This is a genomic window from Chitinimonas sp., from assembly GCF_036568685.1.
Lineage (GTDB): Bacteria > Pseudomonadota > Gammaproteobacteria > Burkholderiales > Chitinimonadaceae > Chitinimonas.
Genome location: NZ_DATCSC010000124.1, coordinates 33089 through 55707, shown reverse-complemented (window position 1 = coordinate 55707; position 22619 = coordinate 33089). Strand labels below are relative to the sequence as shown.

The 22619-nt window shown below is 64.1% G+C and carries 21 protein-coding genes and 3 tRNA genes; 11 read left to right on the top strand and 13 right to left on the bottom strand.

Features of this window, described 5'->3' with window-relative positions:
- Positions 1 to 54 precede the first annotated feature (54 nt).
- Positions 55 to 1368, top strand: a complete 1314-nt coding sequence (gene phoR / locus VIM95_RS17345) for a phosphate regulon sensor histidine kinase PhoR (protein ID WP_331988223.1) — start codon at positions 55 to 57, stop codon at positions 1366 to 1368.
- Positions 1369 to 1711: 343 nt separating this feature from the next.
- The gene (gene tal, locus VIM95_RS17340; protein WP_331988221.1) at positions 1712 to 2785 is read left to right on the top strand and encodes a transaldolase; all 1074 of its coding nucleotides are present in this window, start codon (positions 1712 to 1714) and stop codon (positions 2783 to 2785) included.
- Between the two features lie 61 nt (positions 2786 to 2846).
- Here tal and VIM95_RS17335 read toward each other — a convergent pair whose 3' ends face one another.
- From VIM95_RS17335 to folD, 11 genes are all read right to left on the bottom strand, one after another.
- Entirely contained in the window at positions 2847 to 4160 is a 1314-nt protein-coding gene (locus VIM95_RS17335; RefSeq protein ID WP_331988219.1) for a nitrate/sulfonate/bicarbonate ABC transporter ATP-binding protein, read from the bottom strand.
- A gap of 3 nt (positions 4161 to 4163) precedes the next feature.
- Entirely contained in the window at positions 4164 to 5900 is a 1737-nt protein-coding gene (locus VIM95_RS17330; protein WP_331988217.1) for an ABC transporter permease, read from the bottom strand.
- 126 nt (positions 5901 to 6026) lie between these two features.
- The gene (locus tag VIM95_RS17325) at positions 6027 to 7931 is read right to left on the bottom strand and encodes a potassium transporter Kup (RefSeq protein ID WP_331988215.1); all 1905 of its coding nucleotides are present in this window, start codon (positions 7929 to 7931) and stop codon (positions 6027 to 6029) included.
- A gap of 140 nt (positions 7932 to 8071) precedes the next feature.
- On the bottom strand, positions 8072 to 8617 hold the full coding sequence (ampD, locus tag VIM95_RS17320; protein WP_331988213.1) for a 1,6-anhydro-N-acetylmuramyl-L-alanine amidase AmpD: 546 nt from the start codon (positions 8615 to 8617) through the stop codon (positions 8072 to 8074).
- Positions 8614 to 9246, bottom strand: coding sequence for an endonuclease III (nth, locus tag VIM95_RS17315; RefSeq protein ID WP_331988211.1), 633 nt, complete (start codon positions 9244 to 9246; stop codon positions 8614 to 8616). The genes ampD and nth overlap by 4 nt, the downstream gene beginning before the upstream one ends.
- Before the next feature lie 25 nt (positions 9247 to 9271).
- Complete coding sequence (locus VIM95_RS17310; RefSeq protein WP_331988209.1) at positions 9272 to 9622, bottom strand: PilZ domain-containing protein; 351 nt, start codon at positions 9620 to 9622, stop codon at positions 9272 to 9274.
- Positions 9619 to 9843, bottom strand: coding sequence for a hypothetical protein (locus tag VIM95_RS17305; RefSeq protein WP_331988207.1), 225 nt, complete (start codon positions 9841 to 9843; stop codon positions 9619 to 9621). The genes VIM95_RS17310 and VIM95_RS17305 overlap by 4 nt, the downstream gene beginning before the upstream one ends.
- Before the next feature lie 10 nt (positions 9844 to 9853).
- On the bottom strand, positions 9854 to 10570 hold the full coding sequence (gene rsxB, locus VIM95_RS17300; RefSeq protein ID WP_331988205.1) for an electron transport complex subunit RsxB: 717 nt from the start codon (positions 10568 to 10570) through the stop codon (positions 9854 to 9856).
- On the bottom strand, positions 10567 to 11139 hold the full coding sequence (locus VIM95_RS17295; RefSeq protein WP_331988203.1) for a GNAT family protein: 573 nt from the start codon (positions 11137 to 11139) through the stop codon (positions 10567 to 10569). The genes rsxB and VIM95_RS17295 overlap by 4 nt, the downstream gene beginning before the upstream one ends.
- 3 nt (positions 11140 to 11142) lie before the next feature.
- Entirely contained in the window at positions 11143 to 12168 is a 1026-nt protein-coding gene (locus VIM95_RS17290) for a quinone-dependent dihydroorotate dehydrogenase (protein WP_331988201.1), read from the bottom strand.
- Between the two features lie 12 nt (positions 12169 to 12180).
- On the bottom strand, positions 12181 to 13035 hold the full coding sequence (gene folD, locus VIM95_RS17285) for a bifunctional methylenetetrahydrofolate dehydrogenase/methenyltetrahydrofolate cyclohydrolase FolD (RefSeq protein ID WP_331988199.1): 855 nt from the start codon (positions 13033 to 13035) through the stop codon (positions 12181 to 12183).
- Positions 13036 to 13143: 108 nt separating this feature from the next.
- On the opposite strand from folD, the gene VIM95_RS17280 reads away from it, so the two are divergent.
- The 6 genes from VIM95_RS17280 to VIM95_RS17255 all read left to right on the top strand — a co-directional run bounded on the left by VIM95_RS17280 (position 13144) and on the right by VIM95_RS17255 (position 16270).
- Positions 13144 to 13220: transfer RNA gene (locus tag VIM95_RS17280), tRNA-Pro, on the top strand.
- A 62-nt stretch (positions 13221 to 13282) separates the two neighbouring features.
- Positions 13283 to 13359, top strand: a tRNA-Arg gene (locus VIM95_RS17275).
- A 36-nt stretch (positions 13360 to 13395) separates the two neighbouring features.
- Positions 13396 to 13471, top strand: a tRNA-His gene (locus VIM95_RS17270).
- A 96-nt stretch (positions 13472 to 13567) separates the two neighbouring features.
- Positions 13568 to 13945 carry a DUF2237 domain-containing protein gene (locus VIM95_RS17265; protein ID WP_331988197.1) on the top strand — a complete coding sequence of 126 codons (378 nt, stop codon included), beginning with the start codon at positions 13568 to 13570 and terminating at the stop codon, positions 13943 to 13945.
- A gap of 59 nt (positions 13946 to 14004) precedes the next feature.
- Positions 14005 to 14652, top strand: a complete 648-nt coding sequence (gene can / locus VIM95_RS17260; protein WP_331988195.1) for a carbonate dehydratase — start codon at positions 14005 to 14007, stop codon at positions 14650 to 14652.
- Positions 14653 to 14995: 343 nt separating this feature from the next.
- Positions 14996 to 16270 carry an Hsp70 family protein gene (locus VIM95_RS17255; protein WP_331988193.1) on the top strand — a complete coding sequence of 425 codons (1275 nt, stop codon included), beginning with the start codon at positions 14996 to 14998 and terminating at the stop codon, positions 16268 to 16270.
- A 69-nt stretch (positions 16271 to 16339) separates the two neighbouring features.
- On the opposite strand, the gene VIM95_RS17250 is transcribed toward VIM95_RS17255, so the two are convergent.
- Both VIM95_RS17250 and VIM95_RS17245 read right to left on the bottom strand, forming a co-directional pair.
- Positions 16340 to 17695: a sigma-54 dependent transcriptional regulator gene (locus VIM95_RS17250; RefSeq protein WP_331988191.1), complete on the bottom strand. Its 1356-nt coding sequence runs from the start codon at positions 17693 to 17695 to the stop codon at positions 16340 to 16342.
- A gap of 87 nt (positions 17696 to 17782) precedes the next feature.
- On the bottom strand, positions 17783 to 19369 hold the full coding sequence (locus VIM95_RS17245) for a two-component system sensor histidine kinase NtrB (protein WP_331988189.1): 1587 nt from the start codon (positions 19367 to 19369) through the stop codon (positions 17783 to 17785).
- Positions 19370 to 19447: 78 nt separating this feature from the next.
- Here VIM95_RS17245 and yedA point away from each other — a divergent pair, with 78 nt between their 5' ends.
- The 3 genes from yedA to VIM95_RS17230 all read left to right on the top strand — a co-directional run bounded on the left by yedA (position 19448) and on the right by VIM95_RS17230 (position 22546).
- The gene (gene yedA, locus VIM95_RS17240) at positions 19448 to 20329 is read left to right on the top strand and encodes a drug/metabolite exporter YedA (RefSeq protein ID WP_331988187.1); all 882 of its coding nucleotides are present in this window, start codon (positions 19448 to 19450) and stop codon (positions 20327 to 20329) included.
- Between the two features lie 76 nt (positions 20330 to 20405).
- Positions 20406 to 21920, top strand: coding sequence for a threonine ammonia-lyase, biosynthetic (ilvA, locus tag VIM95_RS17235; RefSeq protein ID WP_331988185.1), 1515 nt, complete (start codon positions 20406 to 20408; stop codon positions 21918 to 21920).
- Positions 21921 to 22042: 122 nt separating this feature from the next.
- Positions 22043 to 22546: a hypothetical protein gene (locus VIM95_RS17230; protein ID WP_331988183.1), complete on the top strand. Its 504-nt coding sequence runs from the start codon at positions 22043 to 22045 to the stop codon at positions 22544 to 22546.
- The last annotated feature ends 73 nt before the right edge of the window (positions 22547 to 22619 follow it).

The following is a 22619-nucleotide window of genomic DNA, read 5'->3' as shown; positions in this document are numbered from 1 at the left end:
GGCTGGGCGAGCATCAGGCGTCGCCTCGCTGGCTAAACCAACTTGGATTTCCACATGTTCTGGTGGCGGACTATCGCGCTGCTTCTCGGCTTCGCCCTGCTTGCTCTGGTGCTGCAACCCTTTCTTGGCTGGTCCGCTACCCTGCTCGCCTTCCTCGCGGCGGTGGTATGGCTGCTAGCCTTCCATCTGCGTAATCTGGACCGGCTGGGCCGCTGGCTGGCTGACCCCGCTCCGGGCACCGTGCCGCACAGCTTTGGCAGTTGGGAGGTCATCTACGACCGGCTGTACCGCATGGTGCGCGCCCAGGGTAAGAGCCAGCGTAAGTTGTCGGCTGCGCTGGACCGCTTCGTGGCGGCGGGCGAGGCCATGCCTGAAGGCGTGGTGGTGCTCGATACCAATGACCGCATCGAGTGGTGCAATCCCAAGTCCATGCAACACCTGGGGTTGGACCGCAAGAAGGACCTGGGCCAGCACATCGCTTACCTGGTGCGCCTGCCGGCCTTTCAGCACTATCTGACCACCCAGGATTACAGTCAGCCGGTGGTGTTGCGCAACCTCGCGGGTGGCGACACCATCTTGAGCGTGCAACTGGTACCGTTCGACAGCACTCGCAAGCTCCTCCTGACCCGCGATATCACCCAGCTGGAGCGGGTGCAGACGGTGCATCGCGACTTTGTCGCCAACGTCTCGCACGAATTGCGGACTCCGCTGACCGTGGTGGGCGGCTTTCTCGAGACACTGATCGACCTGCCGGAGATGGATGCCGCCACTCGTGAGTCGCAGCTCAGGATGATGTACGAGCAGACCGGGCGCATGCAGCGCCTGGTGGAAGACCTGCTGACCCTGTCGCGGCTGGAAAATGGCGTGGAAGCACGCGAAGACCGGGTTGACGCCACCGCCCTGGCCAGCCTTTTGGCCGGCGAGGCCGAGGGACTGTCCAAGGGGCGACACCGGGTCGAGGTGGAAGTAGCCAGCGAGGCCGGCCTGCGTGGCAACTACGATGAGCTGCACAGCGCCTTTGGCAATCTGGTCAGCAACGCGGTGCGCTACACCCCGGAAGGTGGCGAGATCCGCCTCAAGTGGCGGGTGGAGGATGGCTGCGGCGTATTCTCGGTGCAGGACACCGGCCTCGGCATCGAAGCCCAGCACATCCCGCGCCTGACCGAACGCTTCTACCGCGTGGATCGCGGCCGCTCCCGCTCCACCGGCGGCACCGGACTGGGCCTCGCCATCGTCAAACACATCGCCCAACGCCACCAGGCCCGCCTGGAAGTCACCAGCGAACTCGGCCGCGGCAGCTGCTTCTCCATCCGTTTTCCCGCCAACCGCATGCTGGAACCACAGGAACTGATTACCCAGGGCAAATAATTGCGCACCCATCAGTAAGCCGTGGGCCGAATGCTGAAGGTGGTTCCAGGGCGATGGCGATGGCAGTTGGTGCGTATTCCGTGCTCCCTCGAGCGTAGCGAGGTTCCCCCGCCGACGGGCGGGGGCGGAGGGGGTAGGGACTAAAACAGGGAAGAGCCTCTGCCTCAGTCCTCGCGAATCGTAAGCGCACGGGTTCCCCGGGCGCCTGCGCTGATGGCTCAGCCTGCGCCGCTGGCCTACCCAGAATAGGCTCTTAGGGTTTACCACTAGGTTATGTAGTTGATTCACCCAACTACCTCACCTAACATGGTTTTCCCCTCTCTTTAGCCGTGTGAAGCCTGCCATGAATCCCCTGCTGCAAGCCAAATCCCTGGGCCAGCGCCTGTGGCTCGACAATCTGTCGCGTGAGCTGCTGGCCGGCCCGCTGCAAAAACTGATCAACGAAGACGGCCTGGCAGGGGTGACTTCCAACCCGGCTATCTTCCAGAAATCCATCTCCGCCGGTGCCGGCTATGCCGACGATCTGGCCAAGCTCAAGCAACAGTCGCTGACGACCGAGCAACGCTTCGAAGCGTTGGCCGTACCGGACGTGCAAGCTGCTTGCGACCTGTTCGCCGAGGTCTACCGGCGCTCGGAAGGCCTGGACGGTTACGTCAGCCTCGAGGTTTCGCCCTATCTGGCGCGCGATACCGCCGGTACCGAAGCGGCCGCCAAGCGGCTGTGGGCTGCGATCCAGCGCCCCAACGCCATGATCAAGATCCCGGCCACGCCCGAGAGCCTGCCGGCCTTCACGGCCGCCATTGCCGCCGGCATCAACGTCAACGTGACCCTGATGTTCGGTGCCCGCCATTGCGACGCGGTGTTCGACGCCTATGTGGCCGGTCTGCGCCAGCGTCTGGCGCAGGGCGGCGATGTACGTAGCATCCGCTCGGTTGCCAGTCTCTTCCTGTCGCGGGTCGATACCCTGATCGACGGCAAGCTCGACGCCCGTGGCGGTGAAGCCATTGCCTTCAAGGGCAAGGCCGCCATTGCCATGGTGCGTACATCCTACGCGCGCTGGATGGCCCGTTGGGCCAGCGAGGAATGCGCCGACCTGCGCGCTGCCGGCGCCAATATCCAGCGCCTGCTGTGGGCCAGTACCGGCACCAAGAACCCGGCCTATCCGGATACCCTGTACGTGGACGAGCTGATCGGCCCGGATACCGTCAACACCCTGCCGGACGCTACCCTGGCCGCCTTCCGCGACCATGGTAGCGCTACGCCACGCCTGACCCAGGGCGTGGACGAGGCGGCGGTCACGCTGCAGCGCCTGGCCGCAGTTGGAGTCGATATGGATGCCGTGGCCGAGCAACTGCAGGTTGATGGTCTCAAGCTGTTTGACGAGGCCTTCGACAAGCTGCTGGCGCTGTTGGCTTAAGGTCAGGCTTCGCCAAACAAAACGGCCTCCCTAGGGAGGCCGTTTTGCATTGAGGCTCGGTTCAATCCTGCGTGGGCTCGTCCGGCCCTTCCGGCAGGTGCAGCCGACCGGTGTGGTAGTCGTACTCGTAGACTTCGCCATAGCGGCCCCATTCCACCGCCACCTTGAGTACCTGCTCGGCCACTTCGGCCTCGACGAACTCATGCAGCAGTTCGATAAAGCGCTTTTCCGGCAGCCCACCGCTGGGTTCCTGCTCCAGGCTGTGGCGGATATGGGCCGCCAAAGGTACGTGGGTGAGCAGCTGCTGGCCAAAGATTTCCTGCTTGAGCGTCTGCTCGGCGGCTACATAGCGCTGCCCAAGCGGGGTCAGGGCGATATCGCCTTTGTCCACCTGGGCAAGGCCGAGCTGGCCGAGCGCCTCGTAGGCCGGGAACAGCTCCTCGTCGGGCAGCTCGGACTCCTCGGCCAGCTGCGGCAGGTCGGCGCGGCCATGGAAGGGGGCGTCCGCCAGCAGGTCGAGAATGGCCTCCATTCGGCCGATATCGGTCAGCGGCAGGCGGTAATCCAGCGGCGTGCTGACCACGGCGCCAGCGGCAGCCTGCTGGACCGGACGCATGGTCATCAAGGCGTAGACCTCATCGATCAGGGTGCGGACCTCTTGCGAATCGACATTGCGCGGGCGCGGCAGGTCGATCTTGATCTGGCAGCGCACCTGGCCGGGGTCGCTGGCCATGATCAGGATGCGGTCGGCCATCATCACCGCCTCCTCGATATTGTGCGACACGATCACGATGCCCTTGGTGGGGATGCGGCTTTCGTCCCACAGCTCCAGCATATCGTTGCGCAGGGTCTCGCCGGTCAGCACGTCCAGGGCTGAGAAGGCCTCGTCCATCAGGAGCACGTCCGGGTTGGTGACCAGGGCGCGGGCAATGCCGACGCGTTGGCGCATGCCGCCGGAGAGTTCGCGCGGCAGGGCACCGCCAAAGCCGGACAGGCCAATCAGCTCCAGCACCTCGTCGGCACGGCGTTCGCGTTCATCCTTGGGCACGCCTTGCGCCTCCAGGCCCAGCTCGACGTTCTGTTGTACCGTCAGCCAGGGGAAGAGGGCAAAGGACTGGAACACCATGGCGATACCGGCGGCCGGCCCATAGATGGGCTGGCTGCGGTAGGTCACCCGGCCGCCATCGGCCGGGATCAGCCCGGCGATGATGCGCAGCAGGGTGGACTTGCCCGAACCGGACTTGCCCAGGAGGGCGACGATCTCGCCCTCATGCAGGGTGAAGTCGACCCCGGCCAGCACATTGCGGGCCACGCCGTCGGTACTGCGGAAGGACTTGCCGACCTCGGACAGCGAGATCAGGACGTTCTGGTCCATGCCTTACTCCTCGTTGCTGCGGTCTTCGGCCAGCACATAGAGCCGGCGCCAGAAGAAGCGGTTCAAACACATCACGAATATGCACATCACGCCGATACCGAGCCCGATGCGCGGGAAATCACCGGCATCGGTCATCTGCTTGATGTAGCTGCCCAGGCCGCTGGCAACCAATTTGGTATCACCCCAGCTGACGTACTCGCAGACGATGCTGGCGTTCCAGGAGCCGCCGCTGGCGGTTACCGCGCCGGTCACAAAGCTCGGAAAGACCGCCGGCAGATAGAAGCGCTTCCACTTGAGCCAGCCCTTGAGGCCGAGGTTGTTGGCGGCCAGGCGCAGCTCGGTGGGGATGGTGGAGGCGCCGGCCACCACGTTGAAGAGGATGTACCACTGGGTGCCGAACACCATCAGCGGGCTCAGCCACCAGTTGGGGTTGAGCTGCAGGGCCACCATGACGAAGACCACCAGCGGGAACAACAGATTGACTGGAAAGGCGGCCAGGAACTGTGCTACCGCCTGTACCCGTTGCGAGTAGCGCGGACGCAGACCTATCCAGACAGCGATCGGCACCCACACGATGGAGGCCAGGAGGATCAGCAGCAGCACGCGCAGCAGGGTCAGAAAGCCCAGGCCGAAGACATGGCCGACCTCGGCCCAGCCCACCTCGCTGTGCACGAATACGAACAGCCGATAGAAGCCGAACATGGCACCGGCAGCCAGGGCGGCATCCCAGGCGCGTGCCCAGGCCGGGTCCAGCGTCCGGCGGCGGGCGCGGATGGAGGTGCCGTCATGGTGGTGGCGGAACCAGCCCAGCGCGCGGCTGAGCTGAAACCAGAAGCGGTCGGTCAGCGCCCGCACCCAGTTGCTGCGGCGCATCCAATCTAGCAACCACGATTGCTGGGCGGTCTCACTTTGCGATTCCTCGAAGCGGAACTTGTCGGCCCAGGCCAGCAAGGGGCGGAAGAACAGCTGGTCGTAGAGCAGGATGCCGGCCAGCATGGCGCCGATAGCCCAGCCGATGGCGCCCAGGTCGCGCTGGTCGATGGCCACGGCGATATAGGAGCCGATACCGGGTAGCTTGATGTCCTGATTGGCCACCGTGATTGCTTCGGCCGCGACCAGGAAGAACCAGCCGCCGGACATGGACATCATCATGTTCCAGAGCAGGGCCGGCATGGCGAAGGGCAGCTCCAGCCGCCAGAAACGCTGCCAGCCGGAGAGGCGGAAGATGCGGGCTGCCTCGGCCAGCTCGGGCGGTACGGTACGGAAGGACTGGTACAGGCTGAAGGCCATGTTCCAGGCTTGTGAGCTGAACAGGGCGAACACCGCCGCACACTCGACGCCGACCAGATTGCCGGGAAAGAGGGCGATGAAGGGGGCGATGGCGATGGCCTGAAACCCCAGGATGGGTACCGATTGCAGGATGTCCAGCGCCGGCAGCATGGCCTTTTCGGCGGCGCGGTACTTGGCTGCGATGGCGGCGAACAGCACGCTAAAGAGCAGCGAGAAACCGAGCGCGATAAACATGCGCAATATGGTGCGCAGGAGGTAGTAGGGCAGGTAGAGCGGATCGAGCGAGATCGGCAGCTCCTGGCCGACTGCGAAGGGCCGGCTCATTTGCATGGCACCGAAGGTGACCGCAGCCAGGATGCCGAGCAGGATGGGCAGCACAGCCCAATCCCAGCGATTGGGGCGCGTACCGATCTGGCTGCTCGAAGAGCGATAAGGAGACAGTTGGAACATGGGGGCCTCTCGGCAGACCAAGGGAGCGGCACGCCGGCGTGCCCCTGCCAGAACGGCAGAAGCCGCATTGTGCGGCTTCTGTCTTACGGGTTTCTTAAACGATAGCTTTGGGCCTCGCCCAGGCCATTACATTTCGACCTGGGTACCCATTTCGACCACCCGGTTGGGCGGGATCTTGAAGAAGTCGGTCGGGCGCTGGGCATTGCGCTGCATCCAGGTGAAGACCTTGAGCTGCAGCCAGGGCATGTCATAGCGCTTGGCCGGCTGACGATCGCAGATGATGGTCTCACGCGACAGGAAGTAGGAGGTGGTCATCTCCTCGGCCACGAGGCCATGGTCGCGCTCGGCCAGGGCCAGGATCTCCGGCACCGAGGGGTCCTCTATGAAGCCGTAGGTGGCCACGATCTGCCAGAAGGAGGGCGACAAGCGGGTGACCTTGAGTTTGTCCTTGTCGGCCACCACGGGCACGTCGGTGGAGCTGATGGTCAGGAAGATGACCTGTTCGTGCAGCACCTTGTTGTGCTTGAGGTTATGCAAGAGGGCGTGCGGGGTGCTGTCCACGCTGCCGGTCATGAAGATGGCCGTGCCTTCCACCCGGTGCGGCGGGTTGGCCTCGATGCTTTCCACAAACAGATCCAGCGGCAGCTCGCCATCATGGATGCGATGGAACAGCTGCCGGCGACCGCGTTTCCAGGTGAACATCATGCCCAGCATGATCAGGCCAACCATCATGGGGAACCAGCCGCCCTCGGGGATCTTGGGGATATTGGCGGCCAAGAGAGCCACATCGACCAGCACGAAGAAGGCTAACAGGGCGCGGATGGCGCGGGTACGGCCGGGTTTGCTGCTCTGCTTGAGGGCAACAAAGGCGGTGGTGGTGGTCATGATCATGATGCCGCAGATGGCAAAGCCATAGGCGGCGGCCAGGTTGCCCGAGCTCTTGAACGTCAGTACCAGGAGCAGCACAGCCACGCACATGGCCCAGTTCACCCCGGGAATATAGATCTGGCCGATCTCCTTCTCCGAGGTGTGGTGGATGTCCATGCGCGGCATATAACCAAGCTGGATGGCCTGACGGGTGATCGAGAACACGCCCGAGATCAGGGCCTGCGAGGCGATCACGGTGGCGGCGGCGGATAGAATCACCAGGGGCAATACCAGCGCTTCCGGTGCCAGCAGGAAGAAGGGGTGCTCGGCCGCCTTGGGGTCATGCAGGATCAGGGCGCCCTGGCCGTAGTAGTTCAGCAAGAGGCCGGGCAAGGCCAGCGAGAACCAGCCCACCTGGATGGGTTTGCGGCCAAAGTGACCCATATCGGCATAGATGGCCTCGGCACCGGTCACCGCCAGTACCACGGCACCCAGCGACAGAAAGGCGAGGCCGGGTTGGAGCAGGAAGAAACTGACCGCGTAGCTGGGCGATAGCGCCTTGAGCACGCTGGGGTCATGCGCGATGCCGCCTATGCCCAGCAGGCCCAAGGAAACGAACCACAGCACCATGATGGGCCCGAAGAACTTGCCCACGCCGCCAGTGCCGTGGCGCTGTACGGCAAACAGGGCAACGATGATGACCATGGTCAGCGGGATGACCCAGTGCTCGAAGCGGGGGTCGATCAGCTGCAGACCTTCGACCGCAGACAGCACCGACACGGCCGGGGTGATCACCCCGTCGCCGTAGAACAGCGCCGCTCCGGCAATGCCGAGCAGGATGAAGATGGAGAACTGGCCGCGCCGCCGCTTGGTGTTGCGCAGCGCCAGCGCCATCAGGGCCAGGATGCCGCCCTCGCCGTTGTTGTCGGCGCGCAGCATGAAGAAGACATACTTGAACGAGACGACGATCAACAGTGCCCAGGTGATTAGCGACAAGATGCCTAGCACGTTGGCCGGGTTGGCGATCAGGCCGTGCTTGGCGTCGAAGCATTCGGCGATGGTGTAGAGCGGGCTGGTGCCGATGTCACCGTAGACCACCCCCAGGGCGGCGAGGGTGGTGGCAGCAAGTTTCTTGGGGTCGTGCTGGTCTTGGGGGGCGCTCATAACAACGCTTTCTGGAAACCAGAGGGGAGTGGCGGCGGATTATAGACCTGCCGCGCTGCGATGGTGCACCGCAATAAATAACTGCCACGGGATGGTGCATTTCCCGCCACAGTGAGTTTTTGCTCGGTTCTGCCCTGGCGTCAGGCAGGGGGCGACGGCGGGCCGCCGTAGCGGCCCCAATCAAAGTAGGGGCCGGGATCGGTTTTGCGCTCGGGTGCGATATGGCAATGGCCGACCAGATGGCGGATGGGGTAGTGCGCGCGCAGCGCTGCCAGCAGCGCATCCAGCGTTGCGTATTGGGCCGCCTCGTAGGGCCAGTCGTCGCCACCCTCCAGCTCGATGCCGATGGCGAAGTCATTGCAGCGCTCGCGGCCCTGCCAGCGCGAGACGCCGGCATGCCAGGCGCGTTTATCGCAAGGCACAAACTGGATCAATTCGCCATCGCGGCGCAGGAAGAAGTGGGCGGACACGCGCAGATGCTGCAATTCCTCATAGCAGGGATGCGCCGCCGGGTCGCAGCGATTGGTAAACAGCCGTTCCACCCCGTCGCCACCAAACTGGCCGGGCGGCAGGTTGATCGAGTGGATCACCACCATGTCGATCGCCATGCCTTGGGGGCGCTCGTCCTGGTTGGGGGAGGCAATCTGGCGGGTGCCCATGACATAACCCTGGCTGTCGAGCTTCATATGGTCTTGGCCTTGTAGTCGCACAGGTCCCGCACCACGCAGATACCGCAGTCGGGCTTGCGCGCCTTGCAGACATAGCGGCCGTGCAGGATCAGCCAGTGGTGGGCATCCAGCATGAATTCACGCGGGATCACCTTGACCAGTTTGTCCTCGACCGCACGCACGTCCTTGCCCGGCGCGAGCCCGGTGCGGTTGGCGACCCGGAAGATATGGGTGTCGACCGCCATGGTCGGCTGGCCAAAAGCGGTGTTGAGCACCACGTTGGCGGTCTTGCGGCCGACGCCAGGCAGGGCCTCCAGGGCCTCGCGGGTCTGCGGTACTTCGCCGTCGTGCAGCTCCATCAGCATGCGACAGAGTTCGATCACATGCTTGGCCTTGCTGCGGTAGAGCCCGATGGTTTGGATATAGGACTCCAGCCCGGCTTGTCCCAGTGCATAGATGGCGGCGGGGGTGTTGGCTATCGGGTAGAGCTTGCGGGTGGCCTTGTTGACCCCCACGTCCGTGGCCTGGGCAGACAGCACCACGGCAATCAGTAATTCGAATGGCGTGCTGTATTCCAGCTCGGTACGGGGCTCGGGGTTCTGTGCGCGCAGACGCTCAAAGAATTCGCGGCGGCTGTCTTTGTTCAAGATGGCGATCCGTGGCGGATGGAACTCATAGGCCGTGCTGGCGGATGAAGTCGGCGATCAGGTCTGCAGCCGCACTGTCCTGGAAGGACAGGAAGGCGAGCTCGATATGGTATTGGCCTTCGGCCTCGGCCGGTTGGCAGGCAGTGATGCGGGCGCTGGCTTCGATCAAGCGTTCGCGGCCTTGCCAGGGCAGGCCGAAATACACCTCACACGCCTGGCCGCAAGGGAGAGCGGTGGCATGCCGCAGGCCCAGGCCGGCCGGCGAGATATCCTCGATATGACCCAACAGGTGAGGCTTGCCCTCGGCCATCAGCTTGACCCAGGTGCGCAGCCGCACGCGCTCATGCAGGCGGTTGGGCCGACTGCCGGCGCTCATCGGTCGCCCTGCTTGTCGCGGCGCGGCAGTTGCAGGGTGAAGTCGGACTGCCATTGACGGGCCTCCCGCTCGCGCGATTCGACGATGACTCGCCAGATGCGCCAGGCACCCCAGACCATGCCGGCGCCTACGAGCAGCAGGGCGAGGGTGAAGTGGCCGCGCTGTACCAGCAGCAGTATGGCGATGGCGCCAAAGAACAGGGCTATTTTGGCAAGGTGCATAAAAGCTCCTTCAGGAAGATTTGTCGCCCGTGGGACTGGCCAATCGGGCGGCCGCTTTCGCCATGATGCTGTCGAGCTTGGCGCGTTTCAACTGGGCTGCGTCGTCTGCTTCGCGCCGCTCGGCGGCACGGGCCAGGGCAGCGTTGATGCGAAGCTGCTTTTCGGGGGCCGCAAAATGTGGGTCCTGCAGCTTGGCCAGCGCCTTGGCGGCGAGCCGCTCATTGCGTTCGCGTAGCTCGCGCTGCAAGCGGATCTGCCGGAACTGGTGGCGTTGTCGCCAGTGATGGGCCTGGCTCAGTCGTTCGGCTTCCGCGGCAGGACGCTCGGCCGGCGCCATGCTGATGCAATCCACCGGGCAGGGGGCGATGCATAGCTCGCAGCCGGTGCACTCGTCGCTGAGCACGGTGTGCATCTGCTTGGTGGCACCGAGGATGGCGTCGACCGGACAGGCCTGGATGCACAGGGTACAGCCTATGCAGTGGGTTTCGTCGATCAGTGCCACCGCAAAGGGCTTGGGGCTGCCGTGCACAGGGTTGAGTGGAATAACCGGCCTGCCGGTCAGTGCGGCCAGCTTGGCCAGGCCCTCGTCCTCGCCGGGCGGGCACTGGTCTATGCCGGCCTCGCCAGCGGCAATAGCCTCGGCATAGCCCCGGCAGTCCGGATAGCCGCACTGCGTGCATTGGGTCTGCGGCAGTACTGCATCGATGGCGGCGGCAAGCGGGCTCATGGGGCCACCAGATCGCTGGGGATCAGCGAATAAAGCACCGAGTCGCAAGCGCGCCCCTGGTGCTGCAGGCCATTGCGTAGCAAGGCCTCATAGCGGTAACCGGCCTTCTCGGCCACCCGTCGGCTGGCATGGTTGTCGACCAGGGCACCAATTTCGAGCCGGCTTAGCTGCAGCGTATCGAAGCCGAATCGGCTGGCCATACGTACCGCCGTGGTGACGGCGCCGCGACCTGCGGCCGAGCTGCGTACCCAGTAACCGACATTGGCCTGGTTGAGATAGAGATCCTGGATGACGCCGAGACCCACGCTGCCTAGCAGGCGGCCGTCATGGGCGTCCTCGATCACGAAGCTATAGCCGCGACCTTCCTGCCAGGCAGTGACCCGACCGGCCACCCAGAGCTCGGCCTCCTGCTCGCTATAGCCGGCATGGCACCAGGGCAGCCAGGGTGAGACGGTGGCGATGGATTCGCGTACCGCCTCGAAGAAGGCTGGCGTATCACTGGTGCGGAAAGGGCGGATGCGGATGCCGCCCTGTTCGGCCACATGCGGCGGACGGGGTTCGCTGCGCATGGTTCAGGCCTTGCGGTTGGCGACCGCACGGATGCATTCGCCAACAAGGCCTGGCCCGCGATAGATCAGACCGCTGTAGACCTGAACCAGCGAGGCGCCGGCATCGAGTTTCTCCAGCGCGTGCGCACCTTCCAGAATGCCGCCGACACCGATGATGGGCACCTGGCCCTTGAGTGCGGAGGCCAGGGCATGGATCACCGCAGTGGACTTGGCGCGTACCGGCGTGCCAGACAGGCCGCCGGTCTCGTCGCCATGCGGCAGGTGCTCGACACCATTGCGTGCCAGGGTGGTGTTGGTGGCGATCACGCCATCGAAGCGGTAGGCCACTAAGAGGCGGGCGATCTCGATGATCTGCTCGCTATCGAGGTCGGGGGCGATCTTCAGGGCCAGCGGCACATAGCGGCCATGCCGTACGGTGAGGCGGGCCTGCTCGTCCTTGAGTGCCGCCAAGAGCCGCTCCAGCTCGCTGCTTTGCTGCAGCTGGCGCAGGTTTTTGGTGTTGGGCGAGGAGATATTGACCGTGACATAGCTCGCGTACGGATAGACGCGGGTCAGACAGGTCAGGTAATCCTCGTTGGCGCGTTCGATCGGGGTGTCGAAGTTCTTGCCGATATTGATGCCCAGGATGCCGCGGTACTGCGAGGCCTCGACATTCTTGATCAGGTTGTCGAGCCCGCCATTGTTGAAGCCCAGGCGGTTGATGATGCCCTCCGCACCGGGCAGGCGGAACATCCGTGGCTGCGGGTTGCCAGGCTGCGGCCGCGGCGTGACGGTACCGATTTCGATAAAGCCGAAGCCAAGATCGGCCAGGGCATCGATATGGTCACCGTTCTTGTCCAGGCCAGCCGCGAGGCCGACTGCATTGGGAAAGGTCAGTCCCATTACCTCGACCGGTCTGCCGCGTTCGCGGCTGCCGAGTACGGTGGCAAAGCCCAGCGCATGCAGCGCTTCTAGGCCGGCAAAGGTGACCTTATGGGCGGTTTCCGGCTCCAAGGCGAACAGGAAGGGGCGCAGCAGGGGATAGGGCATCGGCTACTCGGCTCAGGGATTCAGGTTGTTGCAGGCGTCGAGGGTGTTCTGCATCAGCGTGGCGACAGTCATCAGTCCCACACCGCCCGGTACCGGGGTGATCCAGCTGGCGCACTCGAGGGCTGCATCGAAATCCACGTCGCCGCACAGCTTGCCGTCCGGCAGGCGGTTCATGCCGATGTCGATCACGATAGCGCCGGGCTTGATCCAGTCGCCCTGGACGAATTTGGGCTTGCCGATGGCGGCAACGACAATATCGGCACCACGGACCTTGGCCGCCAGGTCGCGCGTCTGGCTATGGCAGATGGTGACGGTGGCGCGTGCCATCATCAGTTCCAGCGCCATGGGCCGACCAACGTTATTGGAGGCGCCGACGACCACGGCGTCCTGGCCGAGGATGGGCATGCCGGTCTTTTCCAGCAGCGTCATCACACCGCGCGGGGTGCAAGGACGCAATAGCGGCATCTTGAGGACCAGCCGGCCGACGTTGTCCGGATGGAAGCCGTCGACGTCCTTGGCCGGGTCGATCAGGTCGAGGATCTTGTTGGCATCCATATGCGGGGGCAGTGGCAGCTGCACCAGGATGCCGTCGATGGCCGGGTCGGCATTGAGCTCGGCTACCAGGGTCAAGAGCTCCTGCTCCGGCGTTTCGGCCGGCAGATCATAAGAGACCGAGCGGATGCCGGCGTTGACGCACTGTTTCTTCTTGTTGCCGACGTAGACATGGGAGGCCGGGTCGTCACCGACCAGCACGACCGCCAGGGCCGGTGCGCGCTTGCCTTGGGCGAGGCGAGCCTCGACCCCCGCGCGCACTTCGGCGATCAATTCCTGCGAAATCTTCTTACCGTCGAGTAGCTGGGCGGTCATGGCGGGGCTCCGGGTGCTATGCAAAGGGCTGAATTCTCTCATCATTTGTGAAAGTGCCCAAGCATCGCTTGACAGGGGGCGGTTGGCCCCTTAGTATCCTGCCCTCTTCGGGGCGTAGCGCAGCCTGGTAGCGCACCTGGTTTGGGACCAGGTGGTCGTGAGTTCGAATCCCACCGCCCCGACCAGTGCCTTACACTGGAAATGTTTTACCCGGCAGTAAAGTAGAATCAAGACCGTCAGAGGCCCGGTGCCCGTAGCTCAACTGGATAGAGCAACGGCCTTCTAAGCCGTAGGTTACAGGTTCGATTCCTGTCGGGCGCGCCAAGCGTACAGTGCCGATGTGGCAAGGTTTCAACGGCGGTGGATGTAGCTCAGTTGGTAGAGTCCAGGATTGTGATTCCTGTCGTCGTGGGTTCGAGTCCCATCATCCACCCCAAGCATCAAGCAGAAAGCCGCTCCCCCAGGGAGCGGCTTTTTTGTTATCTGGCGCCGTCGCGGCGATAATGGCGCATCTTTATGCGACGGAATGCCTATGGACGATGCGCTCAATGTGCTCGGCTTGCCGCTGGAAGCCTGCAGTTTCCGGCCGGTCACCGGTTTTTTCCGCGATGGCTGCTGCAGCAGCAGCCCGGAGGATGTCGGTCGGCATGTGGTCTGCGCGGTCATGAATCCGGATTTCCTGACCTTTTCCCGTCTGCGTGGCAACGATCTCAGCACGCCCAGGCCGGAGTTCGAGTTCCCTGGGCTCAAGCCGGGTGACCGCTGGTGCCTGTGCGCTGCCCGCTGGGTGGAGGCCTTGATGGCCGGCAGTGCCCCCAAGGTCGTGCTGGAGTCCACCCACGAAGACGTGCTGGAGTTGGTTTCCTTGGAGACCCTGGTCGAGCATGCACTGCAACTTCCCGAGCATTGAGCGGTCCCTTGGGGCCGCCGGATTCCGTACTAATTGCAACCCTAGTTTTGAGGCACCGTATGAGCGCACCGCTGGATAACCTCTTTGCCAACAACCGCCGCTGGGCCGACAAGGTCAAGGCGGGCCAGCCCGACTTCTTCGAGCAACTGGCCAAGCAGCAGACCCCGGAATACATGTGGATAGGTTGCGCCGACAGCCGGGTGCCGGCCAACGAGTTGATCGGGCTCTTGCCGGGTGAGGTGTTCGTGCATCGCAATGTGGCCAACCTGATCGTCCACTCCGACCTCAACTGCCTCTCCACCGTGCAGTTCGCGGTGGACGTACTCAAGGTCAAGCACATCATCGTCTGCGGCCACTACGGCTGCGGCGGCGTGCGGGCGGCGCTGGAGGACCAGCGGGTAGGTCTGGCCGACAACTGGTTGCGCCACGTGCACGATATCAAGCGGGTGCATGCGCGCTGGCTGGACAAGTTCCCGCCCGAGATGCGCGCCGACAAGCTGTGCGAATTGAACGTGGTGGAGCAGGTGGTCAACGCCGCGCAGACCACGGTACTGCAGGATGCCTGGAGCCGTGGCCAGAGCGTGACGGTGCATGGCTGGGCCTATCGGATCTCGGACGGGCTCCTGCACGACTTGACCATGTCGGTCGGCGGCGCGGACGAATTGCTCGAGTACTACAACGCCTTCTTCAAGCGTGACCTCCCCTGAGGACACTCTGCGGAAAGAGTAGGTCGGAAACAATCGTTCTCCGCCCCGGCGAAGCGGGGCGCATTCGGTCAGCAGAAAATCAACCGATCTTCGCTGATTTTTCCCTACCCCCGTCCTCGCCGCCGCGACTGCGTGGTTGTCGCCCCTTCAGGGGCTTACAAACACGGCGTCCTCCTTGCGGGGATGGGCCTCGCTGGCGCGAGTGCGCGGACTTTCGGGACTTTCCGAATCCTGTGGCCAGGCCGTCTGGTGGCGGCCTAAGCCAATGATATTGCGGGGAAACTGGACATGTCGGCGCGACTTGCGTAGCATCGCGCGCCCTTTTGCCTGACGGAGGGCGCGCATGTCGTCCTACTCTTCTGCCGTTGCCCGCGCCTGCGGCATCGATTTCGGCACTTCCAACTCCACGGCCGGCTGGTTGCGGCCGGGCGCCCCCACCCTGCTGGCGCTCGAAGACGGCAAGCTCACCTTGCCCTCGGTGGTGTTCTTCAATGCCGAGGAAGACAGCGTGGCCTATGGTCGCCAGGGTCTGGCCGAATACCTCGATGGCTACGAGGGCCGCTTGATGCGTTCGCTCAAGAGCCTGCTCGGCTCCAGCCTGATCGATGGCCAGACCGAGGTCATGGGCAAGGCCCTGCCTTTCCGGGAGCTGCTGGCCAAATTCATCGGCGAGCTCAAGTTGCGTGCCGAACGTTCCGCCGGTCGTGACTTCGACACAGCCGTGTTCGGCCGGCCGGTGCACTTCGTTGACGATAACGAGCAGGCCGACAAGCAGGCTGAGCGCACCCTGGAAGAAACCGCACGGCGTGTGGGTTTCAAGGAGGTCAGCTTCCAGTTCGAGCCGATTGCTGCCGCGTTCCACTACGAACAGAGCATCTCCCGCGAGGAGCTGGTGCTGATCGCCGACATCGGCGGCGGCACCTCGGACTTCTCCCTGGTGCGATTGTCGCCCGAGCGGGCTGCCCTGGTGGAGCGCCGTGACGACCTGTTGGCCAATGGTGGTGTGCATATCGGTGGTACCGACTTTGACAAATACCTGAGCCTCGCCGGCGTGATGCCGCTGCTGGGCTACCGCAGCAAGCTCAAGAACAATGCCGACGTGCCGTCCAGCTACTACTTCAACCTGGCGACCTGGCACACCATCAACTTCACCTATACCCGCAAGATCTGGATGGAGTTGCAGGAGGTCTACCGCGATGCGGCCGATAAGGAAAAGCTGGACCGCCTGCTGAGCCTGATCGAGCAGCGTGCCGGCCACTGGTTGGCACTGCGGGTGGAAGAGGCCAAGATCGCGCTGTCCGATGCCGACAAGGCGACCTTGCAGCTCGACCGTATCCGCCAGGGACTGGTGCACGATATTGACCGGGCAACCTTCGAGACGGCGACCGGTGGCCTCGTGGATGACGTTGAGCGTACCGTCGCCGCCCTGCTGCGTGACGCGGGCGTGGCCGCCGAGCGCATTGACACCGTGTTCTTCACGGGCGGTTCCAGCGGGATTCCGCTGCTGCGCCAGCGTATCGCGGCGCTGTTGCCGGCGGCCCGGGCGGTCGAGGGCGACCTGTTTGGCAGTATCGGTGCCGGTCTGGCCGTGGAGGCCATGCGCCGTTACGGCAGTTGAGCCTTGAGCGGACAGGCATGAAAAAAGCGCCATCAACTGGCGCTTTTTTTTTCATGTCTGCCTGCGCCATCAATTGATGCCCAGGCGCTCCATGCGGTAACGCAGCGAACGGAAGGTGACGCCCAGGATCTTGGCTGCCTGGGTGCGGTTGAAGCGGGTCTTGTCGAGCGCTTCGAGGATGGCTTCCTTCTCCACCCGGTCGAGGTATTCCTGCAGCGGGTATTTCTCGCCGATGGCCGAGGGGATCACCTCCTCGTCGTCACTGCGGCTCAGTTGCAGGTCTTCGGGGTGGATTTCCTTGCCATCGCACAGTGCCAGTGCCCGCTCGAGGATGTTCTCGAGTTCCCGTACATTGCCGGGGAAGTCATAGTGGCTGAGCGCTTGCAGCGCCTCGCTGGTCAGGCGCGGCTCGGCCATGCCGTTCTGTGCCGATAGCCTGGCCAGCACGCCTTGGGTGATGGCCGGAATATCTTCACGCATATCGCGCAGCGCAGGCATGCGCAGTTCGATCACATTCAGGCGATAGTAGAGATCCTGCCGGAAGCGCCCTTCCTCGACGCACTTGGCGAGGTTCTGGTGGGTGGCGCAGACGATGCGCACATCGATCGGGGTTTCCTTGGTATCGCCGAGCTTGCGCACGCGCTTTTCCTGGATGACGCGCAAGAGTTTGACCTGCATGGCCAAAGGCAGGTCGGCGACTTCGTCGAGGAAGAGGGTGCCGCCGTGGGCGGCCTGGAAGAAGCCGTCACGTTCGGCGTCGGCGCCGGTGAAGGCCCCTTTGCGAGTGCCGAAGAACTCACTCTCCATCAGGTTTTCAGGGATTGCGCCGCAGTTGACCGGTACAAAGGGCTGGGCGGCGCGGCTCGATTGGGCGTGGATCAGGCGGGCGGCCCGCTCCTTGCCGCTGCCCGATTCGCCGGTCAGGTAGACCGGTGCCTGGCTGCGGGCCAGCCGGTCGATCAGCTGCAGGGCCTGCTGGATGGCAGGCGACTCACCGATAAAGGGCCGCTCGCCGGTGGGGCGGGGGCGCTGTGTCTCCTGCTTTTCGAGCTCCAGCGCCGAACGCACCAAGGTGCGCAGCTGATCGAGCGAGACCGGCTTGGCCAGATAATCGAAGGCGCCGGCCTTGAGGGCCTCGACCGCATTGTCCAGGCTGCCGTAGGCCGTGATCACCGCCACCGGCACGTCGTAACCGCGCGCCTCGATATGGCGTACCACGTCGAGGCCGGAGCCGTCCCCCATGCGCATGTCGGTCAGGCACAGGTCGATGCCGCCGGCATCCAGTCGCGTCTTGGCGGCAGCGACGCCGTCCGCCATCTCGACATCGAGACCCATCTTGAGCAGGGTCAGTTCGACCAGCTCGCGCAGGTCGGGCTCGTCATCCACGACCAGGATGCGCGGGTTGCGGTTGCTACGCTTGCTCAAGACGACACTCCCGGGACCGTCGGACTGCCAGGGCCGCGGTTCCCTATTCTGTTTGTTGCGCCGATCCTGGCTTATCCACAGCGTGGATCAGGCCGGTCGGGCTGGAAAAATGATGCGGAAACAGGCGCCTTGCGGGCTGCTGCTGTTACGCCGAGACACGTATTCCAGCACGCTGTCATTGCCGGCGCAAATCTCTCGTGCAATATAGAGCCCCAGACCGGTGCCCTTGGCCTCCGTGGTAAAGAAGGGCTCGAACAGCTTGTTGACGTCCTCGTCGGCCACGCCCGGCCCGTCGTCGCGTACCTCCAATACCCAGGCATCGTCACGGCGGGCCACAACCAGCTGCAAAGACCGATCGCGTCGGCTGCTGTAGCGCCAGCCATTGCGGCACAGATTCCACAGCACCTGATGCAGCTGCCCTTCATCGAAGCGCGCCACCGCGCCCTGCGGGCATTCCAGCCCGACCGTAGCGGCAATGCCCTCGACCTCGCAGAATTCCTGCACGAAGCTGCCCAGCCAGTCATGCAACCGCAGGTCCACGGGCTCCGCCCGGTCGCGTTTATTCAGCTCCAGGATGGCGCGCACCATATGGTCCAGCCGGCGGCTGTTTTCGACCATGATGCGGGTCAAGCGCAGTGCGGCCGGGTCGTCCGCCTCCTCGGCCAGTAATTGGGCGGCATGGCTGATGGCCGAGAGCGGGTTGCGGATCTCGTGCGCAATGCTGGCGGTCAGCCGCCCCAGCGCAGCCAGCTTGAGTTGCTGCGCCTCGCGCCGCAGCCGTTCGATATCCTCGAGGAAGACCACCACCCCGCTGGCCGAGCCGCCCACCTTGACCGGCATAAAGCGTGGCCGCACGCTCTGGCGGGTGATGTCCACGTCCACCGGCATCATGCTGTGGCCGGCTTGCCAGTTGTGCAGCGCGCGCTCCAGCATGGGGCTGGTGTCGGCCAGCAGGGTCTTGCCGGCGATCATGCCCGACCCGAGCAGGCGTTCAGCCTGCTGGTTGTATTGCCTGATCACGCCGGCTTCGTCGAGTACCAGCACGCCGTCCGATACATCCTGGATCACCAGCCGGTTGATCTGCGCCATATTGGCCAGCTCGCTGCTGCGGCGCTCCGCCAGCTTTTCCGACTCGGTGGCGTAGCTCGCCAGCCGGTGTGCGAGCCAGGCGGTGGCGAAGCAGGCGATGCAGAGCATAGCGGCCTGGAAGAAGTCGGCGGGAGTGCCGCCTTCGCTGTTCAAGTATTGCGCACCCTGCTGCAGCAGTAGCGCAATGGTGGCCAATGCCGCATGAAAGAGTGTCGTGCGGCCGCGGCTGACCAGGCCGGCGCCGGCCAGGTAGGGCAGCAACATCAGGCCAATGCCACTTCTGAGACCGCCGGCGATATGCATGATGGCGACGATAAAGGCGATGTCGCCGGCGACCTGTATGCTCAAAAGAAATCGAAAAGCGGGCCAGCGCTGCTGCAGGCAGAAGGCGTAGGCCACCGAGAGCGCGAGGTAGCAGGCCGACAGCCAGTCCAGCGCCAGGCGGTCGTAGACGTCGGGGAACAGTTTGCTCTGCAGCCACCAGCTGGCACCGACCAGCGACAGCGCGATGATGGCGCGAAACAGGTTGAAGATCTTGGCGGAGCGCCAGAGATCATTGGAGACTTGAGTACGGATATCGGTCATGGCGCCCAGTTTATAAGTTGCGCTCGACGAAAGCAGCGCCTACCGCAACAGTAAGGTCGCAATGGTAAGCTCGGGCCCATGTCCACGCGCCACCCTGTTTTGCTGCCGTTCTGCCTGTTTGCGACCTGGGTCATCTGGGGTTCCACCTATCTCGGCATCAAGTTCGCGCTGCATGATTTTCCGCCCTATATCCTTTCCGGCACCCGCTATCTGTTGGCTGGCAGCCTGTTGCTGGCCTTTGTGCGCTGGCGCGGCGAGGTTTGGCCCAGCCGCAGGCAGGTTGCCAACGCAGCCTTGATCGGGCTTTTGATGCTGACCCTGGGTAATGGCCTGACCTGCGTGGCGGTACAGAGCTTGCCTTCCGGGGCGACCGCGCTGATCGTGGCGGTTACCCCGTTGTTGACCGTATTGCTCGGGCTGGGGCTCGGCAACAAGGTGCAACCCTTGGAGTGGGGCGGGATTGCGCTGGGCTTGGCCGGTATCGTGCTGATGAACCGGGATGCCAGCCTGGCAGGGCACCCCGCCGGCGTGCTGCTGGTGCTGGGGGCTTGCGTAGCATGGGCCACAGCCTCGGTGCTGATCCCGCGGCTGGACCTGCCCTCTGGCGCCATGTCCTCGGCGGTACAGATGCTGGCCGGGGGCATGGTTTCACTGCCTGCTGCCCTGCTGATGGGCGAGCGTATGCATGTCTGGCCGAGCCCTTCGGCGCTCATGGCCTTGCTCTACCTGGTACTGTTCGGCTCCATCGTCGCCTACTCGGCTTTTGTCTGGTTGCTGCGGCACGTGCGACCGGCGCTGGCCACCAGCTCCAGCTATGTCAACCCGGTGGTAGCGCTGGCCCTGGGCTGGCTGGTGCTGGCCGAACCCTTGAGCCCACCGCTGTTGGCTGCCGCCGCCGTGATTTTGGCCGGCGTAGCCCTGATAGGCTGGGCCTCGGCCCGCAGGCAGCAGGCGGATTGACGCGCGCGGCAACTCGCCGCTGGCCTGGAATCCTGCTAGCTTCGGTCTCTCCCTCTTTATCGCCTGAACGCTTGCCATGTCCGCGCCCGACTACCTTGAACGCATCCTGACCGCCCGCGTCTATGACGTAGCCGTCGAAACCGCGCTGGACCCCATGCCCAATCTGGCCGCTCGCATTGGCAACCGGATACTGATCAAGCGTGAGGACATGCAGCCGGTGTTCAGCTACAAGCTGCGAGGGGCTTACAACAAGATGTGGCGGCTCAGTGCCGAGCAGCTGGCCCGTGGCGTGATCACTGCCTCGGCCGGCAATCACGCCCAGGGTGTGGCGCTGTGCGCGCAGAAGCTGGGCTGCGCTGCGGTGATCGTGATGCCGGCCACCACGCCGCGCATCAAGATCGACGGGGTGACGCGGCGCGGCGCGCAGGTGGTGCTGCATGGCGACTCCTTCAGCGAGGCCTACCAGCATGCCTTGCAGTTGGCGGCCGAAACCGGCAAGACCTATGTGCCGCCCTTCGATGACCCGGACGTGATCGCCGGCCAGGGCACGGTGGGCATGGAAATCCTGCGTCAGCACCCGGACCCTATCCATGCGGTCTTTCTGCCTATTGGTGGCGGTGGTCTCGCCGCCGGCGTGGGAGCCTATCTGCGGCGCTTGCGGCCGGAGATCCGCCTCGTTGGCGTGGAACCGGTCGATGCCGACGCCATGAAGCGCTCGATCGAGGCGGGCGAGCGCGTGGTGCTGGACCATGTGGGTCTGTTTGCCGATGGTGTGGCGGTCAAGCAAGTCGGAGAGGAGACCTTCCGGGTCTGCCGCGAGGTGCTGGACGAGATCATCCTGGTTGATACCGATGCCATGTGCGCGGCGATCAAGGATGTGTTCGAAGATACCCGCTCCATCCTGGAGCCCTCCGGTGCGCTGGCGCTGGCCGGGCTCAAGGCCTGGGCCGCGCGCGAGGGCGTGCAGGACAAGACCCTGGTCGCCATCGCCAGCGGCGCCAATATGAATTTCGACCGCCTGCGTCATGTCAGCGAACGGGCCGAGATCGGTGAGGCGCGCGAGGCCGTGCTGGCGGTCACCATCCCCGAGCAGCCGGGCAGCTTCCGCGCTTTCTGCGAGCTGCTGGGTAACCGTGCGATCACTGAATTCAACTACCGCGCCGCCGACCCGCGCGAGGCGCATATCTTTGTCGGCCTCAAGATCAATGCCCGCTCTGAGGCAGCGGAGCTGGTTGCACTGCTCAATGCACGTGGCCTCAAGGCGCTGGACCTGACCGACAATGAGATGGCCAAGCTGCATATCCGCCATCTGGTAGGGGGGCGGGCACCGCAGATCGAGCACGAGCTGGTCTATCGTTTTGAATTCCCCGAGCGCCCGGGCGCGCTGCTCAACTTTCTGACCCATATGGGGCGCGGTTGGAATATCAGCCTGTTCCACTACCGTAACCACGGGGCGGACTTTGGCCGGGTACTGGTGGGTATGGAGGTGCCGCCCGAGGATGAGGCTGGCTTCCAGCGCTTCCTGGCTGAGCTCGGTTATCGCTATACCGACGAGCGGGCCAATCCGGCATACGCACTGTTTCTTGGCTAGGCTGCGCCGGCAGCAAGTTGGCAGCTGGCAGCTAAGCTCCATTGACCGTCAGGGGCCCAGTTGGCAAAGCAGGACTCTCGCCCTATAGTCTCGGCCACCGAGTTTCTGGGTAGGTTTTTGCAATGCGGGGTATCAGCTGCTGCCTGATCAGCATGGTTGCCAGCGTCTTGGGCTGGGCAGGACCGGATGAACGGGTTCGCGTGTCGCCTGGTCTATCCAGCGCGCCACTCAAGCTGAGCCTGGGCGAACCGCACGACGCGGACGAGCGTACGCCCGCAGCGGTGGTGTCGCCCATCTTCCGTACGGTGGTCGAGCCCATGGCCAGCGTCCGCCCCTCAACCAGCTACCGCAGCGACCCCGACGAGACCGCCAGCGAGCAGATGGTGCGGACCATGGAGCAGCAGGCCATGGCAGCCAGTGGCAATACCGGGGCCTGCTTTCACAGCTCGGGCAATGAATCGAGCGGCGGTGGCATCAGCTGGTCCTTGAACGAGGGCTTTGGCTTCTACGTTCAGGGCAAGGGCGTGAGCCGGCAGCTGAGCCGCTATCTGCGGCGCAACGAGGTCTGCCCGCCGGGTGACCCCAGCCCCATGTGCAAGACCCTGCCCAGGTCGGGCTGCGACTGACGTTAACGTCAATGTAATATTGCTAAAACCCTGTTTTTGTTCGGGTTTTTCTGTGATTCCGGCGCAACGGCGG